Origin of the sequence: Corynebacterium sp. KPL2825, from assembly GCF_037908445.1 — a bacterium.
Taxonomy (GTDB): domain Bacteria; phylum Actinomycetota; class Actinomycetes; order Mycobacteriales; family Mycobacteriaceae; genus Corynebacterium; species Corynebacterium kefirresidentii.
In genome coordinates this window covers 32,106-51,714 of the sequence record NZ_JBBMGI010000006.1, presented here as the reverse complement: position 1 = coordinate 51,714, position 19,609 = coordinate 32,106, and the positions used below count along the sequence as shown (strand labels likewise).

16 protein-coding genes are annotated in these 19,609 nt (G+C 59.9%); 5 read left to right on the top strand and 11 right to left on the bottom strand.

The annotated features are described in order from the left end of the window. Positions 1 to 146: 146 nt before the first annotated feature. The 3 genes from WMQ00_RS06110 to WMQ00_RS06100 all read right to left on the bottom strand — a co-directional run bounded on the left by WMQ00_RS06110 (position 147) and on the right by WMQ00_RS06100 (position 2,759). A complete protein-coding gene (locus tag WMQ00_RS06110) occupies positions 147 to 509 on the bottom strand; it encodes a S41 family peptidase (protein ID WP_316349282.1) in 363 nt (120 codons plus the stop codon). Between the two features lie 166 nt (positions 510 to 675). Continuing rightward, on the bottom strand, positions 676 to 2,076 hold the full coding sequence (locus WMQ00_RS06105; protein WP_023019941.1) for an FtsX-like permease family protein: 1,401 nt from the start codon (positions 2,074 to 2,076) through the stop codon (positions 676 to 678). Further along, complete coding sequence (locus tag WMQ00_RS06100; protein WP_023019942.1) at positions 2,073 to 2,759, bottom strand: ABC transporter ATP-binding protein; 687 nt, start codon at positions 2,757 to 2,759, stop codon at positions 2,073 to 2,075. Before WMQ00_RS06100 ends, WMQ00_RS06105 begins: the two co-directional genes overlap by 4 nt. A 110-nt stretch (positions 2,760 to 2,869) precedes the next feature. Between WMQ00_RS06100 and WMQ00_RS06095 the strand changes: the two genes are divergently transcribed. Together WMQ00_RS06095 and WMQ00_RS06090 are read left to right on the top strand one after the other, a co-directional pair. After that, positions 2,870 to 3,562 (top strand): sensor histidine kinase, encoded by a 693-nt coding sequence (locus WMQ00_RS06095; protein ID WP_023019943.1) that lies wholly within the window; start codon positions 2,870 to 2,872, stop codon positions 3,560 to 3,562. A gap of 3 nt (positions 3,563 to 3,565) precedes the next feature. Then, positions 3,566 to 4,222, top strand: a complete 657-nt coding sequence (locus WMQ00_RS06090; RefSeq protein ID WP_023019944.1) for a LuxR C-terminal-related transcriptional regulator — start codon at positions 3,566 to 3,568, stop codon at positions 4,220 to 4,222. Between the two features lie 289 nt (positions 4,223 to 4,511). Here the strand turns inward: WMQ00_RS06090 and WMQ00_RS06085 are convergent, their stop codons facing one another. Next, complete coding sequence (locus tag WMQ00_RS06085) at positions 4,512 to 5,360, bottom strand: hypothetical protein (RefSeq protein ID WP_156905932.1); 849 nt, start codon at positions 5,358 to 5,360, stop codon at positions 4,512 to 4,514. A 412-nt stretch (positions 5,361 to 5,772) separates the two neighbouring features. Between WMQ00_RS06085 and WMQ00_RS06080 the strand changes: the two genes are divergently transcribed. The 3 genes from WMQ00_RS06080 to WMQ00_RS06070 are packed head-to-tail and all read left to right on the top strand — an operon-like array spanning position 5,773 to position 10,468. Beyond that, positions 5,773 to 6,069 (top strand): rhodanese-like domain-containing protein, encoded by a 297-nt coding sequence (locus tag WMQ00_RS06080; protein WP_023019946.1) that lies wholly within the window; start codon positions 5,773 to 5,775, stop codon positions 6,067 to 6,069. Between the two features lie 37 nt (positions 6,070 to 6,106). Further along, on the top strand, positions 6,107 to 6,565 hold the full coding sequence (locus WMQ00_RS06075) for a MarR family winged helix-turn-helix transcriptional regulator (RefSeq protein WP_023019947.1): 459 nt from the start codon (positions 6,107 to 6,109) through the stop codon (positions 6,563 to 6,565). After that, a complete protein-coding gene (locus WMQ00_RS06070) occupies positions 6,566 to 10,468 on the top strand; it encodes a Pls/PosA family non-ribosomal peptide synthetase (protein WP_248100083.1) in 3,903 nt (1,300 codons plus the stop codon). Positions 10,469 to 10,490: 22 nt separating this feature from the next. Here WMQ00_RS06070 and WMQ00_RS06065 read toward each other — a convergent pair whose 3' ends face one another. From WMQ00_RS06065 to WMQ00_RS06035, 7 genes are all read right to left on the bottom strand, one after another. Continuing rightward, on the bottom strand, positions 10,491 to 12,137 hold the full coding sequence (locus WMQ00_RS06065; RefSeq protein WP_248100080.1) for a metallophosphoesterase family protein: 1,647 nt from the start codon (positions 12,135 to 12,137) through the stop codon (positions 10,491 to 10,493). A 106-nt stretch (positions 12,138 to 12,243) separates the two neighbouring features. Next, positions 12,244 to 13,416 (bottom strand): alpha/beta hydrolase, encoded by a 1,173-nt coding sequence (locus WMQ00_RS06060; RefSeq protein ID WP_023019950.1) that lies wholly within the window; start codon positions 13,414 to 13,416, stop codon positions 12,244 to 12,246. Between the two features lie 245 nt (positions 13,417 to 13,661). Further along, positions 13,662 to 14,561, bottom strand: coding sequence for a polyphosphate kinase 2 (gene ppk2 / locus WMQ00_RS06055; RefSeq protein WP_023019951.1), 900 nt, complete (start codon positions 14,559 to 14,561; stop codon positions 13,662 to 13,664). Positions 14,562 to 14,732: 171 nt separating this feature from the next. Beyond that, a complete protein-coding gene (locus WMQ00_RS06050) occupies positions 14,733 to 14,867 on the bottom strand; it encodes a hypothetical protein (RefSeq protein WP_023019952.1) in 135 nt (44 codons plus the stop codon). A gap of 44 nt (positions 14,868 to 14,911) precedes the next feature. Beyond that, a complete protein-coding gene (locus tag WMQ00_RS06045) occupies positions 14,912 to 15,085 on the bottom strand; it encodes a hypothetical protein (RefSeq protein WP_023019953.1) in 174 nt (57 codons plus the stop codon). Positions 15,086 to 15,747: 662 nt separating this feature from the next. Beyond that, on the bottom strand, positions 15,748 to 17,394 hold the full coding sequence (gene groL / locus WMQ00_RS06040) for a chaperonin GroEL (RefSeq protein WP_023019954.1): 1,647 nt from the start codon (positions 17,392 to 17,394) through the stop codon (positions 15,748 to 15,750). Positions 17,395 to 17,626: 232 nt separating this feature from the next. Continuing rightward, the gene (locus WMQ00_RS06035; protein WP_239208097.1) at positions 17,627 to 19,597 is read right to left on the bottom strand and encodes an OPT family oligopeptide transporter; all 1,971 of its coding nucleotides are present in this window, start codon (positions 19,595 to 19,597) and stop codon (positions 17,627 to 17,629) included. Positions 19,598 to 19,609 lie beyond the last annotated feature (12 nt).

The following is a 19,609-nucleotide window of genomic DNA, read 5'->3' as shown; positions in this document are numbered from 1 at the left end:
AGAGGTTTCCCACCGCGCGCCGAAGCGTACCTTTCGCGTTTTCCGACTAATCACTGTCGTTCACGGTACATAGTGGCGAAAAATAGCGTGTTTCGGGGCGTTATTTGCCGTGAACGTTAAAGGCACCTGTGGACGAAAACCGCGCCTTAGAAGCCACAATGGGAGGCAAGCCAGCCGTCGAGCTCAGATTCCGGAGCATCAGGAGCGATGGGGTCCTCGACGAACTCCTCACCTGTGCACGCCTTGTCCTTGGCAGTAGTGAGCATGAGCGAGCGGCCGTCCGGGTAATCCAGCACCACGTTGGCGGAGGCGTAGCCGGCGGTCGGCTCGCCGAAGGTGCGCACGTTGTCCAGGCCGCGGAAGGTCAGGAGGATGGCTTCGGCGGAGGAGGCGGCGTCGATGGCGGCATCGAGGAGCTCCGCGTTGGTCGGGTCCTCTTTCAAAGCCTCGCGGGCGCGCTGAAATTCTTCACTCTCGCCATAGATTCCGGTATACGCTGCGGTATCCACCACCGCGGTGTTGATGTGTTTTTCGCTGGCGTTGAAAAGAAAATAGGGCTAGCCCAGCAGCGCCCCGCCATAGGAGGGGCCGAGGAAGTACACGGCGGCGAACACCGCGATAAAGGCAACGCTGAAGAGTCCGCCAAGAATTTTCAGTACAGTTTTCATTCTTTTTTCATTCTTTTCGACCTCCTGTGCGCAGCACGTAGCCGCGCAACGGTTCAACAAGGACAATGGCAAGAAGCGTGACCACCCAGCCCACCGCCAGGAAGCCGAAGGCCATAAGCAGGCGAGCGCTCACATCGACGTCGCTTTGCTCGACGTTGGAGAAGAACATCAGCGAAGCAATTCCGCCGCCGAAGAGAAAACCGAAGGAGCTCAAGGCCACGACCGGCCCCATGACGGTCAGCGCCCCGGAGCGGAACTGGAAGCCGCGCGGCACGCCCATCAAATCCAGAGAGCGGATGAGCTCCTTGTCCTCGAAGATGCCGGAAACCTGACCCAGGATGATGGACATGGTGGTCAACGTGAAGCCGAAAACGAGGGTTAGTACAACGCCAGTGGAGATGTCCTTGAACACCACGTTCATTCCGGGATCTTCTTCGAGCACCGAGGCCAAGGCATCGGAGCCCAGGGGCGCGGCAACGAGGAAGCCGGCCAGGTAGCCGAAGAAGCCGATGGCAGCGCTGCGCCGCCATGCCGGGCGGGCATTGCCCGCCACGCGCTGGCAGGCCACGAAGTGCGCGGTTCCGGGGAAGAGGGAGAAGACGTGCGCGCCCAACTGCAGGATGAAAGGCGCGATGAGGTTGATGCTCATCAGCATGCCAAACATGACCACGATGACCATCGCGGTGGGCGGGCCCGCCTTGCCCGTGAGGAACACGCCGCCGACTGCCACGATGATGAGGAAGACGATGGCGCGCCACCAGCGGTAGGCCGCGGGCATCTGGCGTTTGGCCACGCCCAGCGGGCTCACCCGCACGCGGCGCATGCCGTACAGTGCCGCGCCGATGGCCAGGAGGAAGAGCACGCCGGCCACGGCTATATATCCCCACCAGGGCAGCAGAATCTCTGTCAGGTCAATGGGCCGCATTTGGAAGTCCAGCTGGGTAAAGACCGGTGCGACGAGTAGGCTAATCAACCCGCCGAGCACGATGCCGATCACCGCCTGGAGGCCGGTTTCCACAATTGCCATGCGCTCCACCTGGCGGGAGCTTAAGCCCAGCAGGCGCAGGGTGGCTAGGCGCTGCTCCCTTCCGGACGCACCCAGGACGGCGGCCTGGGAGGTGAGGTTAAACAGCGCGGGAAGGATGAACGCGCAGGAAAAGAGAGCCAGGGCGAACCAGGGATAGAGGAAGGCCTCCATCTCGTTGCCAAAGGCCTCCTTGAGGGCGGGCGCGGCGTCCTCGACGTGCTGGGCGCGCTCCCAAAACATCCAGGTACCGCCCGCAACCAAAAAGGCGATGGCGGAACCGATGGTCAGGCTCACAATCGCCAATAGAGAGACGATGCCCGTGCCCGAGCGCGCGCGAATGGATTCGCGCTGCAGGTCATAGACCAAGGTGGCGGTGTTCATCGAATCACCCCCAGGCGGCGGTCGTCGTGAATGATGCCATCGCGAATCTCCACGCGGCGCTGCATCCAATCGGCCACCTTCGGGTCGTGCGTGACCATGACCAGGCTCGCCCCGGCCTGGCGCACGATGGTGGTGAGCATCTGCATGACCTCGTGGCCGGTGGACTGATCCAGCGCACCGGTCGGCTCGTCGGCGAAGACAACGCCTGGGTTCGCCACTAGCGCACGCGCAATGGTCACGCGCTGAGCCTGGCCACCGGAGACCTGCGCCGGGCGGCGGTCCGCCAGGCCACCCAGGCCCAGCTGATCAAGAAGCTCCATCGCGCGCCTGCGGGCCGCACCCCGCCCCATACCGTTAAGCATGGCCGGCAGCGCCACGTTATCCACGTTGCTGAGCTCCGGCAGCAGCTGACCATCCTGGAAGACGAAGCCGAAGTTGCGCAGGCGGGTGCGGGAGCGGGGGGTGTCGGAAAGCGCGGAGAGCTCCTCGTCCCCGTAGCGCACGCTACCGTGCGTGGGGGTGAGCACGCCGGACATGCAGTGCAGCAGCGTGGACTTGCCGGAGCCAGACGGCCCCATGACAGCCACGAGCTCGCCCGGTTCAATGTCGAGGGAAATTCCGGCGAGCACCGGGCCGCCGCCGAAGTCCTTGGTGATGTCTGTCAGGGAAAGTATCTGTGCCATGTCTCTCATTTCACCGTGCCGGGCCCGCAGAAAGAACAGCCCTAGCGTTGCTCTTTAAGGTAGTGCCAGCACTACCCCTGTAGTTCGGGACACCCGATATGCTGTGAACCGTGTTCCGAAAGAAGCCCCAACCCACCACGCACGAGCAGCAGCAGGCGCAGCAGATTGCGCAGCTCACGGCCTCGCGCCGCGCCATCGCGGACGCCTACGAGGTCGAGCGCGCCCGCATCGAGCGCGACCTGCACGACGGCGCGCAGCAATACCTCGTGGCCGCGAGCATGAAGTTGGGCGAGGCTCTTCTCGACGCCCCCGCTGGCCTCACCGAGCTCCTCACCGCCGCAAAGCAGGACGTGGACCGCGGCCTGAATTCCCTGCGCGCCACGGTGCACGGTATTCACCCACAGGTGCTGCAGGATCACGGCCTGGTCGCCGCGCTTGCCGACGCCGCCTCCTCCCACGGCCCCCACGTCAGCGTCTTTGCCCCGCATTCTCTGCCTGAGCTCTCCGCCTCCGTGCTGGCCTGCGGCTATTTCTTCGGCACGGAAGCTTTGACGAATGCGACCAAGCATGCGCCGGGCGCGCCGGTTTCGGTGCTGGTGACCTCGGACGATTCGCTGCGCATCACCGTGGTGGATGAGGGCCCCGGCGGCGCACAGGTCGTCCCCGGGCGCGGCCTGGCGGGGATGGCCGAGCGTCTTGCTGCCTTCGGCGGAGAAATGTCTTTGTCCTCACCGCCTGGCGGCCCGACCCGGGTGGCCGGGTCCATTCCCCTTCTTCTCGATCGCGGACAGCCAGGAGTGTAAAAGATGAGCTTAAGGATTGTGGTAGCGGATGACTCCGCCATTCTGCGCGAGGGCCTGGCCGGCCTGTTGGAGCGCCGCGGGCACTCTGTAGTGGACCAGGCTTCCTCTGCCCCTTCGCTCGAGGCTGTGGTGGATAAACTGCGCGACGACCTGCCAGACATCGTCATCACGGACGTACGCATGCCGCCGGGCATGGGCGACGATGGTTTGAAAGCCGCCGTGAATTTGAGAAACGCCTACCCGGGCCTGCCTGTCATGGTGCTCTCCCAATACGTGGCCCCGGCCTATGCGGTGGAGCTCTTCGACTCCCCCGAGGCCGGCACCGGCTACCTTTTGAAGGACCGTGTCTCCGAGGTGCGCGACTTCCTGGCCAGCCTGGACGTGGTGGCCCAGGGCGGCACCGTCATCGACCCCACCGTGGCTCAAGCTCTCATGAGCTCCGGACGCAGCGGCTTGGGCGAGCTCACCCCGCGCGAGCGCGAGGTTCTCGAATTAATGTCCCGCGGCAAGTCCAACAAGGACATCGCCGCCGAGCTCGTTTTATCCGCCGCCGCGGTGGCCAAGCATGTCTCCAACATCTTCACCAAGCTTCGCTTAGACCCCAGCGAGGACAACCGCCGCGTCAAGGCGATTCTGGAGTACCTCTCCGCGCACCGTTAAAACGCGCACGCAGGCCTCCGCGGGGCCAGCGCCGTGTGTGTCACTTTGACCCGATGCGCCACACAAGAATCGCCGCGGGCAGCCCGCACGACGCTCACGGTAAATAGAGCGCGAACCCCCCAATTTCCGACGCTATTTACAGAAAACGACATCGACTCCTCACACGAACCGACGATTTAAGTGCCACAGCCAGATCCGCGGCTTGCACCTGCGTGCTCTCCGCCAGAACCCGTTCTTCAACACGACGAATCACGCGGTCCTTCACATTTTTATTCCGGGCAGGTGTGGCCTAACTTTCTGGCCGGTTTGTGCTCTGATTCAGCAAGGTGCGAGTTTTAACCTTCACTAGGTTGAGATTCCACAGTCGAGCCTCATCGACCATAGCGAATTCGGTGGTGTCCTCATCCGAGATGTCCACTTCGATGGTGACAGCATTGCCTGCGGAAGAAATGATGGTGTAGTTAAGCCCTTCAAGCCTGTCAATTAAGGTGGTGACCGCTTCGCTTCTCGGGGAGGTCTTGCCCGAAAGCGCAGTAGCAATATCAACGAGCTTCTTTTCATCGATTGCTTCATCGCCGCTGTCGATGAAGCAATATTGTTGAATTGGCGATCCATCCTCTACAGGAGCGATGGAATGCTCTTCCGCTGAACCAACTTTTCTAAGTGTCAGCGTCCCGGTGACGTCCTCAAAAGCTAGCTGCTCCCGTGGACTGCGGTTGTTGCAGGCAAAGTGAATGGTGTCGCCTTCCCTCTCAGTGATAACAATTCCTGAATCACCAGTCATGCATTCGTATCCAGGTTCGACTCCTTCCATGTAACTATGGAGGTATTCGTTAAAGACACTGAGCCAGTCTGACTTTTGTCCGGTTCGCAGACGAAAGCCTGCGCTATTGCTAACGCCATCGGTAAGACGAATGCTGTTTTCTGTCTCATTATCAAAGAGCACGAACTCAGCGCTAAAGGTCCTAAGCCTCATTGCAGTGGGAGCCGTTCCTTGGCGAACTTCAAATTCGAGGTTGACAATATATTCGGTGTGAGGCTCCAAGCTCACCTCGATATCGCTTTCAATGGTTATGCCATCGATTTCAAGCGTGCCTTGTCGAAGCTCTGTCCGCATCTCTGCCAGACTTTGCATCAAAAATTTCCCTTTCAATTCAGATGAGCGTTGAAAGCGTGGCGGAGAAGCCCCACTCTCGCCATGAACAGAAAGCCGTACCGTGGGCTGTACGCCACTCTAATCACAACCAAGACGGGTTCGCCTGAATTCATCTCAGTTGCCGCTGGAAATTCATGCCCTGCGCACATCCGCCGCGGATGCCAAGGATTTGGACCAAGGCATACTCTAAGCCTCGACTACAAGGGGTTAAACGCCGAAGCAGATAACTGTTTGGGCTACAAATCTGGCGAGACAAGAGCTAAAGCTGCTGGAACAGACAATTGACGCAACGGGCCGAGCTCGCATGTTGTCGCCGTCCCTAGTTCCTCACGGCTCTTCTCGGACGCGGCACGCGGAGCAGCATAAGGACCTATGCGTGACTAGGGTATGAGGCATGAAAAACGTTCAACCAACCGAAGTACCAGAAGGCGCTCAGCTCATTGATGTCCGCGAGAATGATGAGTGGGCAGTGGAGCGCGCGAAGGGCGCGACCCACATCCCGATGAGCGAGATTACGGGTCGCATCCAGGAAATCGACCCAGATAAGGATATCTACGTAATCTGCCACGCAGGCGGTCGCAGCATGCAGGTCTGCCAGTATCTAGAACATGCGCTGGGCTGGGACACCATCAATGTGGATGGCGGCACGGATAAGTGGAAGGCTTCTGGGCTTCCCATCGAAACGGATTAATTGGCCTTAACCAATCTTTTGGGATTATGATGATGGTATGGCTTCCACGAATAATTCTGTAATCCCAACGACCCTGCTCGAGTCCCCGTCGTTCCAATTGGAGCGCCTCCGCCGCCGCACCCGCGATGGCGTAGAGGCTGCTTTGCAGACCAAGCAGACAACGCTGCGCGAGTACTGGGTCCTTACCTGTCTGGTCGACGCGGATGCCGCGTCGCAGTCTTATCTGTCCGAAACCCTGGCCATTGACGCCTCTGACATGGTGCGTCTTATCGACGCCCTCGAGGACCGCGGCTGGGCAAAGCGCGAACGCGACCCAAAGGATCGCCGCCGCCAGATCGTCGCTTCCACCAAAAAGGGCACAAAGGCCCACAAGGACCTGGCGGTGCTGGTCGCTACCGCCGAGGACGAGGCATTGGATGAGTCCACCAATAAGCAGCTCAAGCATCTGCGAAAGTTGGCTAAGTCCATCATTGCCGCGGACGAAGAAGAGGCATAAATGGCGGGTCCCGAATCGCTCGTCCCACAGCAGTACCTTCTAGGAAGCGCGGCACCGCGGCCGCGCACGCTGTGGGACATCATTACCACCACCGCGGAAATGAACCCCGATGCCGCCGCGCTTGATGACGGCGAAATCATCACCTATTCCGAGCTCATCCACGAGGTCGAGGCATGGGCTGCCGAGCTGCACGCCAATGGCGTGCGCCGCGGCGATCGCATCGGCATTAGGATGACCTCCGGCAAACGCGAGCTCTACCTCGCCATTTTGGCGACCTTGGCGGCAGGCGCAGCCTATGTGCCTGTCGACGCCGATGACCCTGACGAGCGCGCCGAGATGGTTTTCGGCGAAGCCGATATCGATGGCGTTTTCACGGACGACGGATTCCGCTTCCTGCGGGACTCCGCGCGCCCGGACGCCCCTGCCGAGGAGACGAATGCTCCGCGCCCAGAGGACACCGCGTGGATCATCTTCACCTCAGGTTCGACCGGCAAGCCTAAAGGCGTGGCCGTCAGCCATCGTTCCGCGGCCGCCTTCGTGGACGCGGAAGCGAGCCTCTTTTTGGTCAACCACCCGCACGGGCCCTTAGGTCCTGAGGATCGCGTGCTCGCCGGCTTGTCCGTCGCCTTCGATGCCTCCTGCGAGGAGATGTGGCTGGCCTGGGGCCACGGCGGCTGCCTGGTCCCAGCACCGCGGTCTCTGGTGCGTTCCGGCATGGATTTGGGCCCATGGCTCATCCGCCGCGACATCACCGTCGTGTCCACCGTGCCCACCCTGGCGGGCCTCTGGCCGGCCGAGGCTCTCGACAATATCCGCCTACTCATCGTCGGCGGCGAGGCCTGCTCGCAAGAATTGGTGGACCGTTTGGCCACCGAGGACCGCGAGATGTGGAATACCTACGGCCCCACCGAGGCCACCGTCGTCGCCTGTGCGCAGCAGATGCTGCCGGGCCGGCCGGTGTCCATTGGATTGCCGCTTAACGGTTGGGACCTGGTGGTCGTCGATAAGCAGGGCATGCCCGTGGAAATGGGCGGCGTCGGCGAGCTGGTAATCGGCGGCGTGGGACTGGCGTCCTATCTGGATCCGGCCAAGGACGCGGAAAAATACGCACCGCTGGAGTCCATGGGCTGGCAGCGCGCCTATCGCACCGGTGACCACGTTCGCCTGGAAGAAGACGGGCTGTACTTCGTCGGCCGCGTGGATGACCAAGTAAAGATTGGCGGGCGCCGCATCGAGCTCGGCGAGGTCGAAGCTAATGTTGCGGCGCTAGATAACGTCTACAACTCGGCCGTGGCCGTGCAAAAGACTCCCGGCGGCGAGTCCGTTCTGGTGGGCTATGTCTCCCTCGAGGATGAGGCCAAGGGCTTCGATCACGAGGCCGCGCACGCTCGCCTGGCCGATACCATGCCGGCCGCGCTCGTCCCGCGCATCTGCGTGATGGAAGAGCTGCCGGTGCGTACCTCCGGCAAGGTGGATAAGAAGGCCCTGCCGTGGCCGCTGCCTGGAGTGGGCGTGGAATCGACCACGCTGACCGAGACCGAGAAGTGGCTCGCGGAGCTGTGGGTAGAAACGCTCGGCGTATCCGTGGAGGACGAGAACGCCGATTTCTTCTCTCTCGGCGGCACCTCGCTCGCGGCCGCGACCCTCGTGGGTCATATCAGGGAGCGCTACCCCACCGTGGCCGTGCGCGACCTCTACGACCACCCACGCTTGGGCTCGCTGGCCGAGCTCATTGCGGGAGCCGAACCGCGCCCCGCTGCTGCTGACGTCCCCATGCGCGAGGTCACCAAGGTCGGCTTCGGCACCCGCCTCGCCCAGACCTTGATTCAGATTCCGGTCATGACCCTGGCCGCATCCAGCTGGCTGGCTTGGCTTATGTTGGGCTCCACCGTGGCGGCATCACTGGGCTTCGAGTGGGCCACTGCTTTCCCGTGGTGGCTGGTCATCGCCATGCTCATTGTCTTTGTCACCCCGGTGGGGCGCATCCCCCTCGGCGGCTACGGTGCGCGGCTCATTACGGCCGGCATTAAGCCTGGAGACTACCCGCGCGGCGGTTCTACGCACCTACGCATCTGGGCGGCTGAGCGCTGGGCTAATGCCGCTGGCGCGAGCTCCCTGGCCGGTGCCACGCGCGTGAATAACTACGCCCGTGCGCTCGGAGTCAAGGTCAAGCGCGGCGTGGACCTGCACTCCCTGCCGCCAGTTACCGGCCTGCTCACCCTGGGCAAGCACGCCGCCATCGAGCCCGAGGTGGATCTTTCCGGCTACTGGCTAGACGGCGATATCTTGCACGTGGGCGCCATCGACGTGAAGGAAGGCGCCCGCGTGGGCGCGCGCTCCACGCTGCTGCCTGGCACCGTGGTGGGCAAGTACGCCCACGTGGAGGCCGGTTCCACCGTCACTGGCCGAAAGAAGATCAAGGACGGCCAGCGCTGGTCCGGCTCCCCTGCCCAAAAGGTGGGCCGCTCCAAGCACCGCTTCCCGTCCCATACGCCAAAGCGTCGGCCGTGGTGGGTGGCCATCTATGACGCCACCTCCGTCCTGCTGGCCATCCAGCCGGTCGTGGCGCTGGCGGTTGGCGCGGCCCTTGTTCTCACCCTCGTGCAGTCCACCGGCGGCGATGGCTTTATCGGCGCGATCTTCTTCGCACCTGTAGGTGCGCTGGCGGCCTTTGCCACCTATATGCTGCAGACTTGGTTGGGCGTGCGCATTCTCTCCCTCGGCATTAGCCCGGGCGTAACGCCTGTGCGTTCGGTCAAGGGCTGGCGCCTGTGGGCCATCGAACGCCTCATGGACGAGGCGCGCACCAAGCTTTTCCCGCTCTATGCCTCGCAGCTCACCCCGACGTGGCTGCGCGCGCTCGGCGCGCAGATCGGCACTAACGTGGAAATTTCCACCGCGGTGATGATCCCCAAGCTCACCGAGGTCAAAGAGGGCGCCTTCCTGGCCGATGACACCATGATCGGCGGCTACGAGCTCGGCGGCGGCTGGATGCGCACCGGCGAGACCAAGGTGGGTAAGCGCTCCTTCGTGGGCAACTCCGGCATCACCGCACCCGGCCGCAAACTATCCAAGAACTCGCTGGTTGCCGTTCTTTCTTCTACCCCGAAGAAGACGAAGGCCGGCGCTAACTGGTGGGGTGCGCCGCCAGAGCGCATGCGCCGCGTGACCGTAGAGGTGGACTCCCCCGCCAACTCGGGTGAGGCGCTGACCTATAACCCGGGCTTTGCCGTCAAGGCCGCCCGCGGCGTGGTGGAAACCATGCGCCTTTTGGCACCGATGTTTTCTGCCATGTTGCTCGCGGCAACCCTTAGCGTCTACGACTTGCTTCTCGACGCCCTCGGCTTCCCCCTGACCTGGCTCCTCTCCGGCCTCGTGCTCATGGGCATGGGTGCGGTGGCCATGGCCGTCACCGTCGCGGTGAAGTGGATCTGCGTGGGCAAGCACCGCGCGGCTGACCACCCGCTGTGGTCCGCTTTTGTCTGGCTCAATGAGCTGCAGGATACCTTCGTGGAGGTCGTCGCCGCGCCGTGGTTCTTCCAGCACACCTACGGCTCCGGCGAGATCAACCTGGGGCTGCGCGCCCTCGGCGTGGAAATCGGCCGCGGTGCGTGGATCGATTCCTACTGGTTCCCGGAAACGGACCTCATCCGCGTCGGTGAGGCCGCCACCGTGGGCCCTGGCACGGTGGTGCAAACCCACCTTTTCCAGGACCGCGTGATGAGCCTAGATACCGTCACCATCCAGGACGGCTCCACCCTGGCCGCCCACTCGGTGGCGCTGCCTGCCTCGCTCATCGGCACTGCATCCACCGTGGGTCCCGGCTCGCTGGTTATGCGCGGTGACCGCGTGCCCACCAACGCCGTATGGCAGGGCAACCCCATCGAGCCGTGGGAGCGATAGGTCGCCGGCCATAATCTGCGCCCTACCGCGCGAAGTCCTGGTATTTAATCATCTCGCCGGACTTGAAGTCCCAGGCCTCCACCCGGACACGGTCAGCAAACACCTTGACCCGCAGTCCGGTGGAGGCCTCTTCCTTTTCCTTAACAATTTTTTCGTCGTTATCGCCATCCGGTAGGTACTCATTGAGAATGGCGCCGGTGTTGACCACGGGGAAGCCGGTACGGCCAGCCTCACCAGTGCCGTCATAGCGGCGGGTTCCCCACCAGTTATTCTGACGCAGCGAAGAGTGGCTGTGGCTGCTAAACCACACGATGTTGTTGTACTTATTGACCACGTTGGATAGCGCCTCGAGGTCCTCAAAGTCATTCTGGTACCACGCCGAATGAGACATCGATACCGTCTGCGGCAGCAGCGGATGGCTAAAGACCAACGCCGGAGTGCCCTTAGCATCCCAATAAGCCAGGCGCTCATCTAGCCAATCGAGCTGCTCCTTGCTGATGCGCTGGAACGGCTCCTTGCCGTGGCGCAGAATATCGGAATAAAACTCGGTATTTACCGAAATGAGCGGCACCCCATCCACCACTTCTTCCTTCCACGGTTTATCCTGGCCGGAGTATTTGAGAAAGCGATCCAGGTAAGTCTTAGAGCCTTCCTTGCCATACATTTCGTGGTTGCCGATGGTCCACAATTCCTTGCCCGAATCGTGCGGCACCTCGCTGTGCGCGGCCAAGAAATCATCCCACTGCTGCTGCGAGCCATCGTCCACGAGGTCGCCGTTGAGCACCAGCGCCCCGGCCTTGTCCTCCATACCGTTCAACTGGCGGACCGCGTCTTTGTAGTCTTGGGGGTCGCCCTGGACGTCGGAAAGCACGTCCACGGTAGCCTGCGGCGAGCCCTGAAGCTCACCGAGCGGCTTGACGACGCCCACGTTATCCACCGCCCACCACCAGTCATCATTGCCGTTGTTGTAGCTGAAGCTAACCTGCATATTCTTCGCGCCGGCTGGCACGTCCACGCCAATGGACTCGTGCTTGGAGAAGACATCCTTATCAAAGACGGCGATTTCCTGGGCTTCCCCGCCATCGAAGGAGACAGTCACCGTGGCATTTTGCCCGTCCTTGCCCTGGCGGTAATGGTGGTCGAATTCCACATTCACCCGCTCCTGCCCCGCCACCGGGATGGCCGGGCTCTTTAGACCCGCGGTCATGGAATCGCCTTCGGCCAAGCGCTGCTGCTTGTTGTCGATGATGGCGAAGGTGTCATGCGCCTGGGTGAAATAGTGGCGCATATCGGTACCAGATGCCCAGGTCCAATGGCGCATATCGCCAAAAGTCCAGCCCTTCCAGCGGGCCTCGCCCGAGTCCACGCCGTGCACGTCGGTCTTCCACCCCTCCGGCGCGCGGTGAGTAAACCATGCCGGGGTATCCACCCCGTCGAAGCTTTCCAGCCACAGCACCCGAGACTCAGTGGCGTCCTCCTGCTGCACATCGTCTCCTGTGGAGGAACCGTGGGAGGAGCTCGGTGAAGAACTCAGCGAAGAGCCGAATGACGACCCCAATGAAGAACCATGGGACGAACCCGGAAGCGAGGACTGGGCCGCAGCTCCGGGCGCGCCTACTATTGCGGTAAGCGCCAGGATAGATGAGAAAGCACAGAGTTTATTTTTCATAATTCAATTTCTATCCGTCCTGGGCAACGACGCGGTTACATATACGTAAACTCTTGGCAAGCACTACATGCCTGCCAAGAGTCCTCACTTTGAGGTCCGCGTGAATTTAGGCGTGGCGGTCGAGCCAGTCCACGACGGTATCGAGAGCCTGATCGGCAGCCGGCTCATTAAAGACCTCGTGCTTCTGCCCCTCCCAGGTCACGTACTCCACGTCCTTGGAGGAGATGGAGTTATACCAATCCTGGGAGAAGTACGGCGGAACGATTCCGTCTTTGGTGCCGTGCATGATGAGCGTCGGTGCGGTGAAGAGGTCCGCATTGACGGCGTCGTAATTCGCAATTGCCGCCAGCTGCAAGGCCGTGCCGGCACTGGTCTTCTGCGCAATGAGCGGGCTAGAGGCATACTCGTCCTTCACCGCTTGGTTAGTGGAGATACCATCCGTAAATGGATTAGACAGCTGAATGTCCTTGCTCCACTCCGGCGATTGTGCGCCGATTTCGGTGCGGTGCGGAATCAGGTTCTGCGCATAGTTCGCATTAAAGCTGGTGAGTTGGGCTAGCGGCAAGCGTTCAAAGATGGTGGGATCCAGCTTCTTCTGGGTCTCAGAAATATCATCCGGCGTGATGTTCTTTCCCGCAACATTCTTGCCCGAAAGGTTCAGCGGCGCGCCGCCACCGTTAGTGATGATGCCATCGACCTTGCCCGGCTCACGAATGCCATAGGCCTCCACGGTCAGCGAGCCCATCGAGTGGCCCAGCAGGAAGGTCTTTACTCCCTGATTTTCTTCCTTCGCCATGTCCACGACACGGTCGAAATCATCGAGGATGTACTGGAAATTATCGATATGCCCCATCGGTACGCTGCCGCCGGCGGATTTGCCGTGGCCGCGGTGATCTACGCGGTAGACGTTGTAGCCTGCATCGAGCAAGCGCTTGGCGACGTAATCGTAACGCCCCGAGTGCTCAGATACACCGTGCGCCAAAACCACCGCACCGCGTGGGCTTGCCACCTTCTGCTTCCGGTAGTAGATCTTTACACCCTGACCGCGCTGGCTATCGAAGTAGCCATCCTCGTCAGAAACCTGCTTGTCAGAGACGGTCGGGCGTCCCAATACATCTGGCTTCTGGTCTGCCGTTGGGGCCGGTGCCTCTTGAGCAGCTGCGCCAACTGTAAACGTTCCAGATACCGCCACTGGTGCCGCCATGACAGCAGCCGCCGTCAAGCAAGCGGTTATATGCTTCTTCATCATCACCGTCTCCTCTTTAGTGTTGTATCTCATAGTGCTTTCCTGGATGAGATTGAGATAACAGTGATGCTAAATACGCGACGATATAAAGCACAAATAACTTCCAATTATGTAACCTACGGTTCCGTAAAATAACCGCACGGAAACGGACTTTTAGGAAGAACAAATTTTGCCAAAACTATTGCCCAAATCCACCCCCGTTACCCCCTTAATACAAAAAGCGGGAAACTCGAAGTTTCCGAGTTTCCCGCCGTCGTGATGGCTAATCCAGCTAAAGCTTAGTCACCAATCTGGTCGCGACCACGCTTAACAATATTCTCATCAACCTCGCCCACCAGCTCGTGATCCTTGTTCGTATACTCGAACTTGGACAGTACATAGCGCATAGCGTTAATGCGGGCACGCTTCTTGTCGTTGGACTTAATGGTAATCCACGGCGACTCTTCCGTATCCGTATAACGGAACTGCTCTTCCTTAGCACGGGTGTAGTCGTCCCACTTATCCAGCGAGGCCAAGTCCATCGGGGACAATTTCCACTGGCGCACTGGGTCAATCTGGCGAATAGCGAAGCGAGTGCGCTGCTCCTTACGAGTAACCGAGAACCACAGCTTGGTCAGGGAGATACCCGAGCCCAGAATCATATTCTCCAGCATCGGAACCTCGCGAAGGAATTCCGCGTGCTGACTTTCGGTACAAAAGCCCATAACCCGCTCCACCCCGGAACGGTTATACCAAGAGCGGTCAAAGAAGACGATTTCACCACCGGCCGGGAAATGCTCGATGTAACGCTGGAAGTACCACGAGGTGGACTCACGCGGCGACGGCTTTTCCAATGCCACTGTGCGGGCACCGCGCGGGTTCAGGTGTTCGTTAAAGCGCTTGATAGTGCCGCCTTTACCGGCTGCGTCGCGCCCCTCAAAGATAATAATATGACGCTGACCAGTTTCCTTGGTCCAGTTCTGCCACTTCAGCAATTCAATCTGCAGCGCACGCTTAACGGACTCGTACTCATCGCGAGTCATGCGTTCATCGTAGGGGTAATTTTCACGCCAAGTCTGAACCGGGGAACCATCCGGCATGATCAGCGAAGGGTCATCCTCATCGGTTCCGTCGACGACGTAGCCGTCTGTTTTTGCCAGGTCAATCTCGGGAAGATCGTCGTCTTTAATATCAGCCATGCATTAAGTGTAACCCGAATATAGACAGCAAGCGCGTTAAACTTTCGAAGTTATCCCTTCCCTAAGAAGTTATCCCTTCCCTAAACAGCCACCAAAACGAAAAGAAGGCCTACCGAGACGGTAGACCTTCTTGCTTCAGTGAGCTTTAAAGCTCAGAACTGGAGGATGTTCTTATACGAACATGCCGATCAGCTTGGAAGCGCCTTCAGCAATGGACAGCAGCGGAGAAAGAACCTCGTGGATAGAGTTGAACAAATTGCTGCTCAATTCTACGAAGCTGCCGAAGTTGGAGGAAAGTTCCTGCATTTTAGTGTCTCCTTATTGAAGGTTGGTTGATGGAAAGGTCTTGCTTACTTGGAGCTCAGTTCTTCCAAGCCGTTACCGAAAGTCTCGAAAGCTTCCTTCAGGGCCTCAAATCCTTCAGCGACGCCTTTCCAGTCCTGGATGCCCTGAACAATCTTGCCCCAGCCTTCCCAGGTAGTTACGAAGTTATCCAAGTGCATCTGAATGGTGGAGAGATCCATGTTTGAACTCCTAAAATAGATCCGAAGCTACTGCCGCGGAGGGGTTTGCAGTTTGCAGACACCCTCAGCGGGCGTCACAAAAGATATTTTGACACAAGTTTGAACGAAATCAAGTCAAATTTGCATAGATGCCCCATCACGCAGGCAACTTGATAAGGATAAGTTTATGGCTTTTGGAGGCATTAAAATTTTTTACCTTAACTGAAAGGCTACTAAACTGGGCTTTTACATTACGCTTTAAATAGCTAGGTTAGCTCAGGCTTAACACTGTAACGCTTCCGGAGTAACGAACGATAGGTAGGCGCAAAACCCACTCTCCGAGAGCGAAAAACCTTTTTAAATTCCGCCCCTTCAGCTACCCCTATACGGGGTCACTGGGGTGCATGGTTCGCATGTTAAAAGCTGTGGCGGAGAATCGCGAGCCATATAGCGCGGTGAATTTCCCAAAAGCTCTCCGATCTCCAGCCCCAATTGAAACCGACTATGACGAGCACATTCGGAAAGTCATCTCGTAAAGACGCAGCGTTCACATATCGCATCACTTAAAGAAAATGGTGCAGACACGCCGAAGCGCCCCGTTTCATGCGCTCTAAAGCACAGAAACGGGGCGCTCAGGCTGATGCTAGGCCCGTTGTTATTGGCGGCCTATGGGGTATAGGGCGTTAGAAGCCCATGCCGCCCATGGCGTCAGCGTCCGGCATGCCGTTGTTGGCTCCGGCCGGCTCAGGCTTGTCGGCAACGACGGCCTCGGTGGTCAGGAACAGAGCTGCAATGGAAGCAGCGTTCTGCAGTGCGGAGCGGGTGACCTTGACCGGGTCATTGATGCCAGCCTCCATGAGGTTGACGTACTCACCGGTAGCAGCGTTCAGGCCCTCGCCTGCTGGCAGGGAGGAAACCTTGTCAGCAACAACGCCCGGCTCCAGACCAGCGTTGTGTGCGATCTGCTTCAGCGGTGCGGACAGGGCCTCGCGGACGATCTTGACGCCGGTAGCCTCATCGCCCTTGAGGTCATCCAGGGAATCCAGGACGGAAGCAGCCTGCAGCAGGGCTACGCCACCGCCGGCAACGATGCCTTCTTCCACGGCAGCCTTTGCGTTGCGGACTGCATCCTCGATGCGGTGCTTGCGCTCCTTGAGCTCGACCTCGGTAGCGGCGCCGACCTTAAGGACGGCAACGCCGCCGGAGAGCTTAGCCAGGCGCTCCTGGAGCTTCTCACGGTCGTAATCGGAATCGGAGCTTTCGATCTCAGCGCGAATCTGCTTGATGCGGCCGTCGATCTGCTCCTGGGAGCCAGCACCCTGAACGATGGTGGTCTCATCCTTGGTGACAACGACCTTGCGTGCCTGGCCCAGGTACTCGAGCTCGGCGGTCTCGAGGGAGAGGCCGACCTCTTCGGAGATGACCTGGCCGCCAGTGAGGATGGCCATGTCCTGCAGGGTGGCCTTGCGGCGATCGCCGAAGCCAGGAGCCTTAACGGCAACGGACTTGAAGGTGCCGCGGATCTTGTTCACCACGAGGGTGGACAGGGCCTCGCCCTCAACGTCCTCGGCGATGATCAGCAGCGGCTTGCCGGACTGCATGACCTTCTCCAACAGCGGAACGAGGTCCTTGATATTGGAGATCTTGGAAGAGACCAGCAGGATATATGGGTCCTCCAGGACTGCCTCCTGGCGCTCCATATCAGTAGCGAAGTAGCCGGAGATGTAGCCCTTGTCAAAGCGCATGCCCTCGGTTACCTCGAGGTCAACACCGAAGGTATTGGACTCTTCCACGGTGATAACGGAGTCCTTGTTTACGGAGCCGTTGCCCACGGTGTACATAGCCTCGGCGATCTTCTCGCCGATGGCCGGGTCAGCAGCGGAGATGCCAGCGGTGGTAGCAATCTGCTCCTGGGTTTCTACTTCCTTGGCGGAAGACAGCAGGGAGTCCACAACCTTCTTGGTTGCGGTCTCGATGCCGCGCTTGATGCCCATAGGGTTGGAACCTGCGGCTACGTTGCGCAGACCCTCGCGTACCAGAGCCTGTGCCAGCACGGTTGCGGTGGTGGTGCCGTCGCCAGCGACGTCATCGGTCTTCTTAGCTACTTCCTTGACCAGCTCGGCGCCGATCTTCTCATAAGCATCCTCGAGCTCGATTTCGCGAGCGATAGAAACACCATCGTTGGTAATGGTCGGCGCGCCCCAGGACTTTTCCAGGACGACGTTGCGGCCCTTAGGGCCGAGGGTGACCTTGACGGCGTCGGCCAGCGTGTTCAGGCCGCGCTCAAGGCCGCGGCGGGCCTCTTCATCAAAAGCGATAATCTTTGCCATTGTGTTTGTGCTCCTTGGTTTATTGAGGACGACACTCACGTCTTTCTCGCTGCGGACGCCCGCGACGGCATGGCTGGTGAGTGTGAACCAACCTCAACCACAACGATGTAGATTTATCTGGCACTCATACTGTGCGAGTGCTAACGACTATTCTGGCACTCTCCCATCGCGACTGCAAGAAAAAATGGCGCCCCCGCGAAGGGACGCCATTATATAAGGAATGGATCAGGAACTAGGAGCTCTTCACCGTGCGCTTGGTCCAGCGGTAGATGAACGTTAGCGCGATAATGAAGAGGATCACGCCTACCACGGTGGCGGAGGCACCACCCTCAAAGATTTCCAGCGGGCTCTCGCCGCCAGCGGCGGCGATGATGCCGGCATTGACCACGCCAAAGAGGGACTCACCCACGATCAAGCCGGTAGCCAGGAGGGTTCCCATGCGCTTGGCAAACTCGGGGCGGGATTGCTTCGCGGCCCACTTATCGTAGAAAGTGCCCAGGATGGCGCCGATGGGGATGACGATGGTCAGCGCGGCCGGCAGGTACATACCCATGCCAGCTGCCAGCGGGGACAATGAGTACTTATCGGTGAACTTGCGCAGGAGCTCGTCAATAATAATGAGGACAGCGCCGATGGCCATGCCGATAAAGATAAGGTCCCAATCCAGCGAGCTATCGAAGATGCCGGAGGCAACCGAAGACATCAAGGCGGCCTGTGGGGCGGCCAAGGCGTCTTCGCCCGCACCCTCCATGCCTTGGAAACCGAAACCGTTGAGCATGACCTGCAAAATCGGCGGGATGACTAGGGAGCCGAAGACCACGCCGATAATGAGCGCTACCTGCTGCTTCCACGGGGTAGCGCCAACGAGTGCGCCGGTCTTCAGGTCCTGCAGGTTGTCATTGGAAATGGTGGCAATACCAAAGACAATGGCCGCGGTAAAGAGCGTATACGCCACCAAGGACAAAGGATCAGCGCTGGTGCCGCGGGTAACGGCGGCGATGAGCAGCGAGGCAGCAAGCACGGCAATGATACCGATGGAGGAAATCGGCGAGTTAGACGCACCAATCAGGCCCGCCATGTAGCCGCACACAGAGGCGATAATGAGGCCTACCAGCAACGTAAAGAGCACGGAGACGGTAATGAGCACGGCCATATGGTCATGGATATCGGTACCCTGCACGAAGTCCCACAGCAGCAGCGCGATGGGCACCATAAACGCCACGATGGTGGTGGCAACATAGGGGAAGGGAATATCTCGCTCGGTCACATCCACGGCGGAACCGGACTTACGGGCGCGCGAGGAGGCTAGCGACTGGCGGATACCCAGCGCAATGGGCCCGGCAATCTTCAGCAGGGTCCAGATAGCGGCAATGGCCATGGTGCCCACGCCGATGAAGCGGATATCATCGGAGAAGGTGGTATCGACGACGTCGGCAAGAGCGGTGGCGCCCGAAATATCACCGGTGGTGAAAATGGGCAGCAAGATGAAATAGGAAATCACTACGCCAACCAGCATGGCGATGCCCACCGGCAGGCCCACCAAGTGGCCCACGCCGATAAGGGCGGTAGAAAGGCTCGTGCCCAGGGTGGTCGCGCCGGCGCCGAGTTTGAAATAGGCGGTGACCTCAGAGGCGGCCGCCTTCATTGCGGTCAGCAGCGCCATGACGGCCGAGGTAATACCGCCGGCGACGATGATGCGCAGACCCTTGGCATTTTCTTCCTGGCTGGCGCCGGAAGCATTTTCATCGCCCACCTTGAGGACCTCGGCCGCGGCCACGCCCTCCGGGTAGGGCAGATCGGAGCCTGTTACCAAAGCGCGGCGCAACGGGATGGAATACATCACGCCCAGCACGCCGCCGATGATGCACACACCGGCCGTCTGCAGGAAGCCGAAGCCCTGCCAGTACCCCACCATCACTAGGCCCGGGAGGACGAAGATGATGGCGGACAAGGTGCCCGCAGCAGAGGCGATGGTCTGGACAATATTATTTTCTTTAATGTTATGACCTTTGAAATGGCGCAAGACTGCCATGGAAATCACGGCAGCGGGGATGGAGGTAGCAAAGGTCAAGCCCACCTTCAGGCCTAGGTACACGTTGGCAGCGGTGAAGATGAGGGTAATCAGGCCGCCGATGATAATGCCGCGCAGAGTCAGCTCGGGCAGGGTGGCCTTGGAACCTGCGGCGGATGATGCGTTCGCCATGCCAGGTCCTTT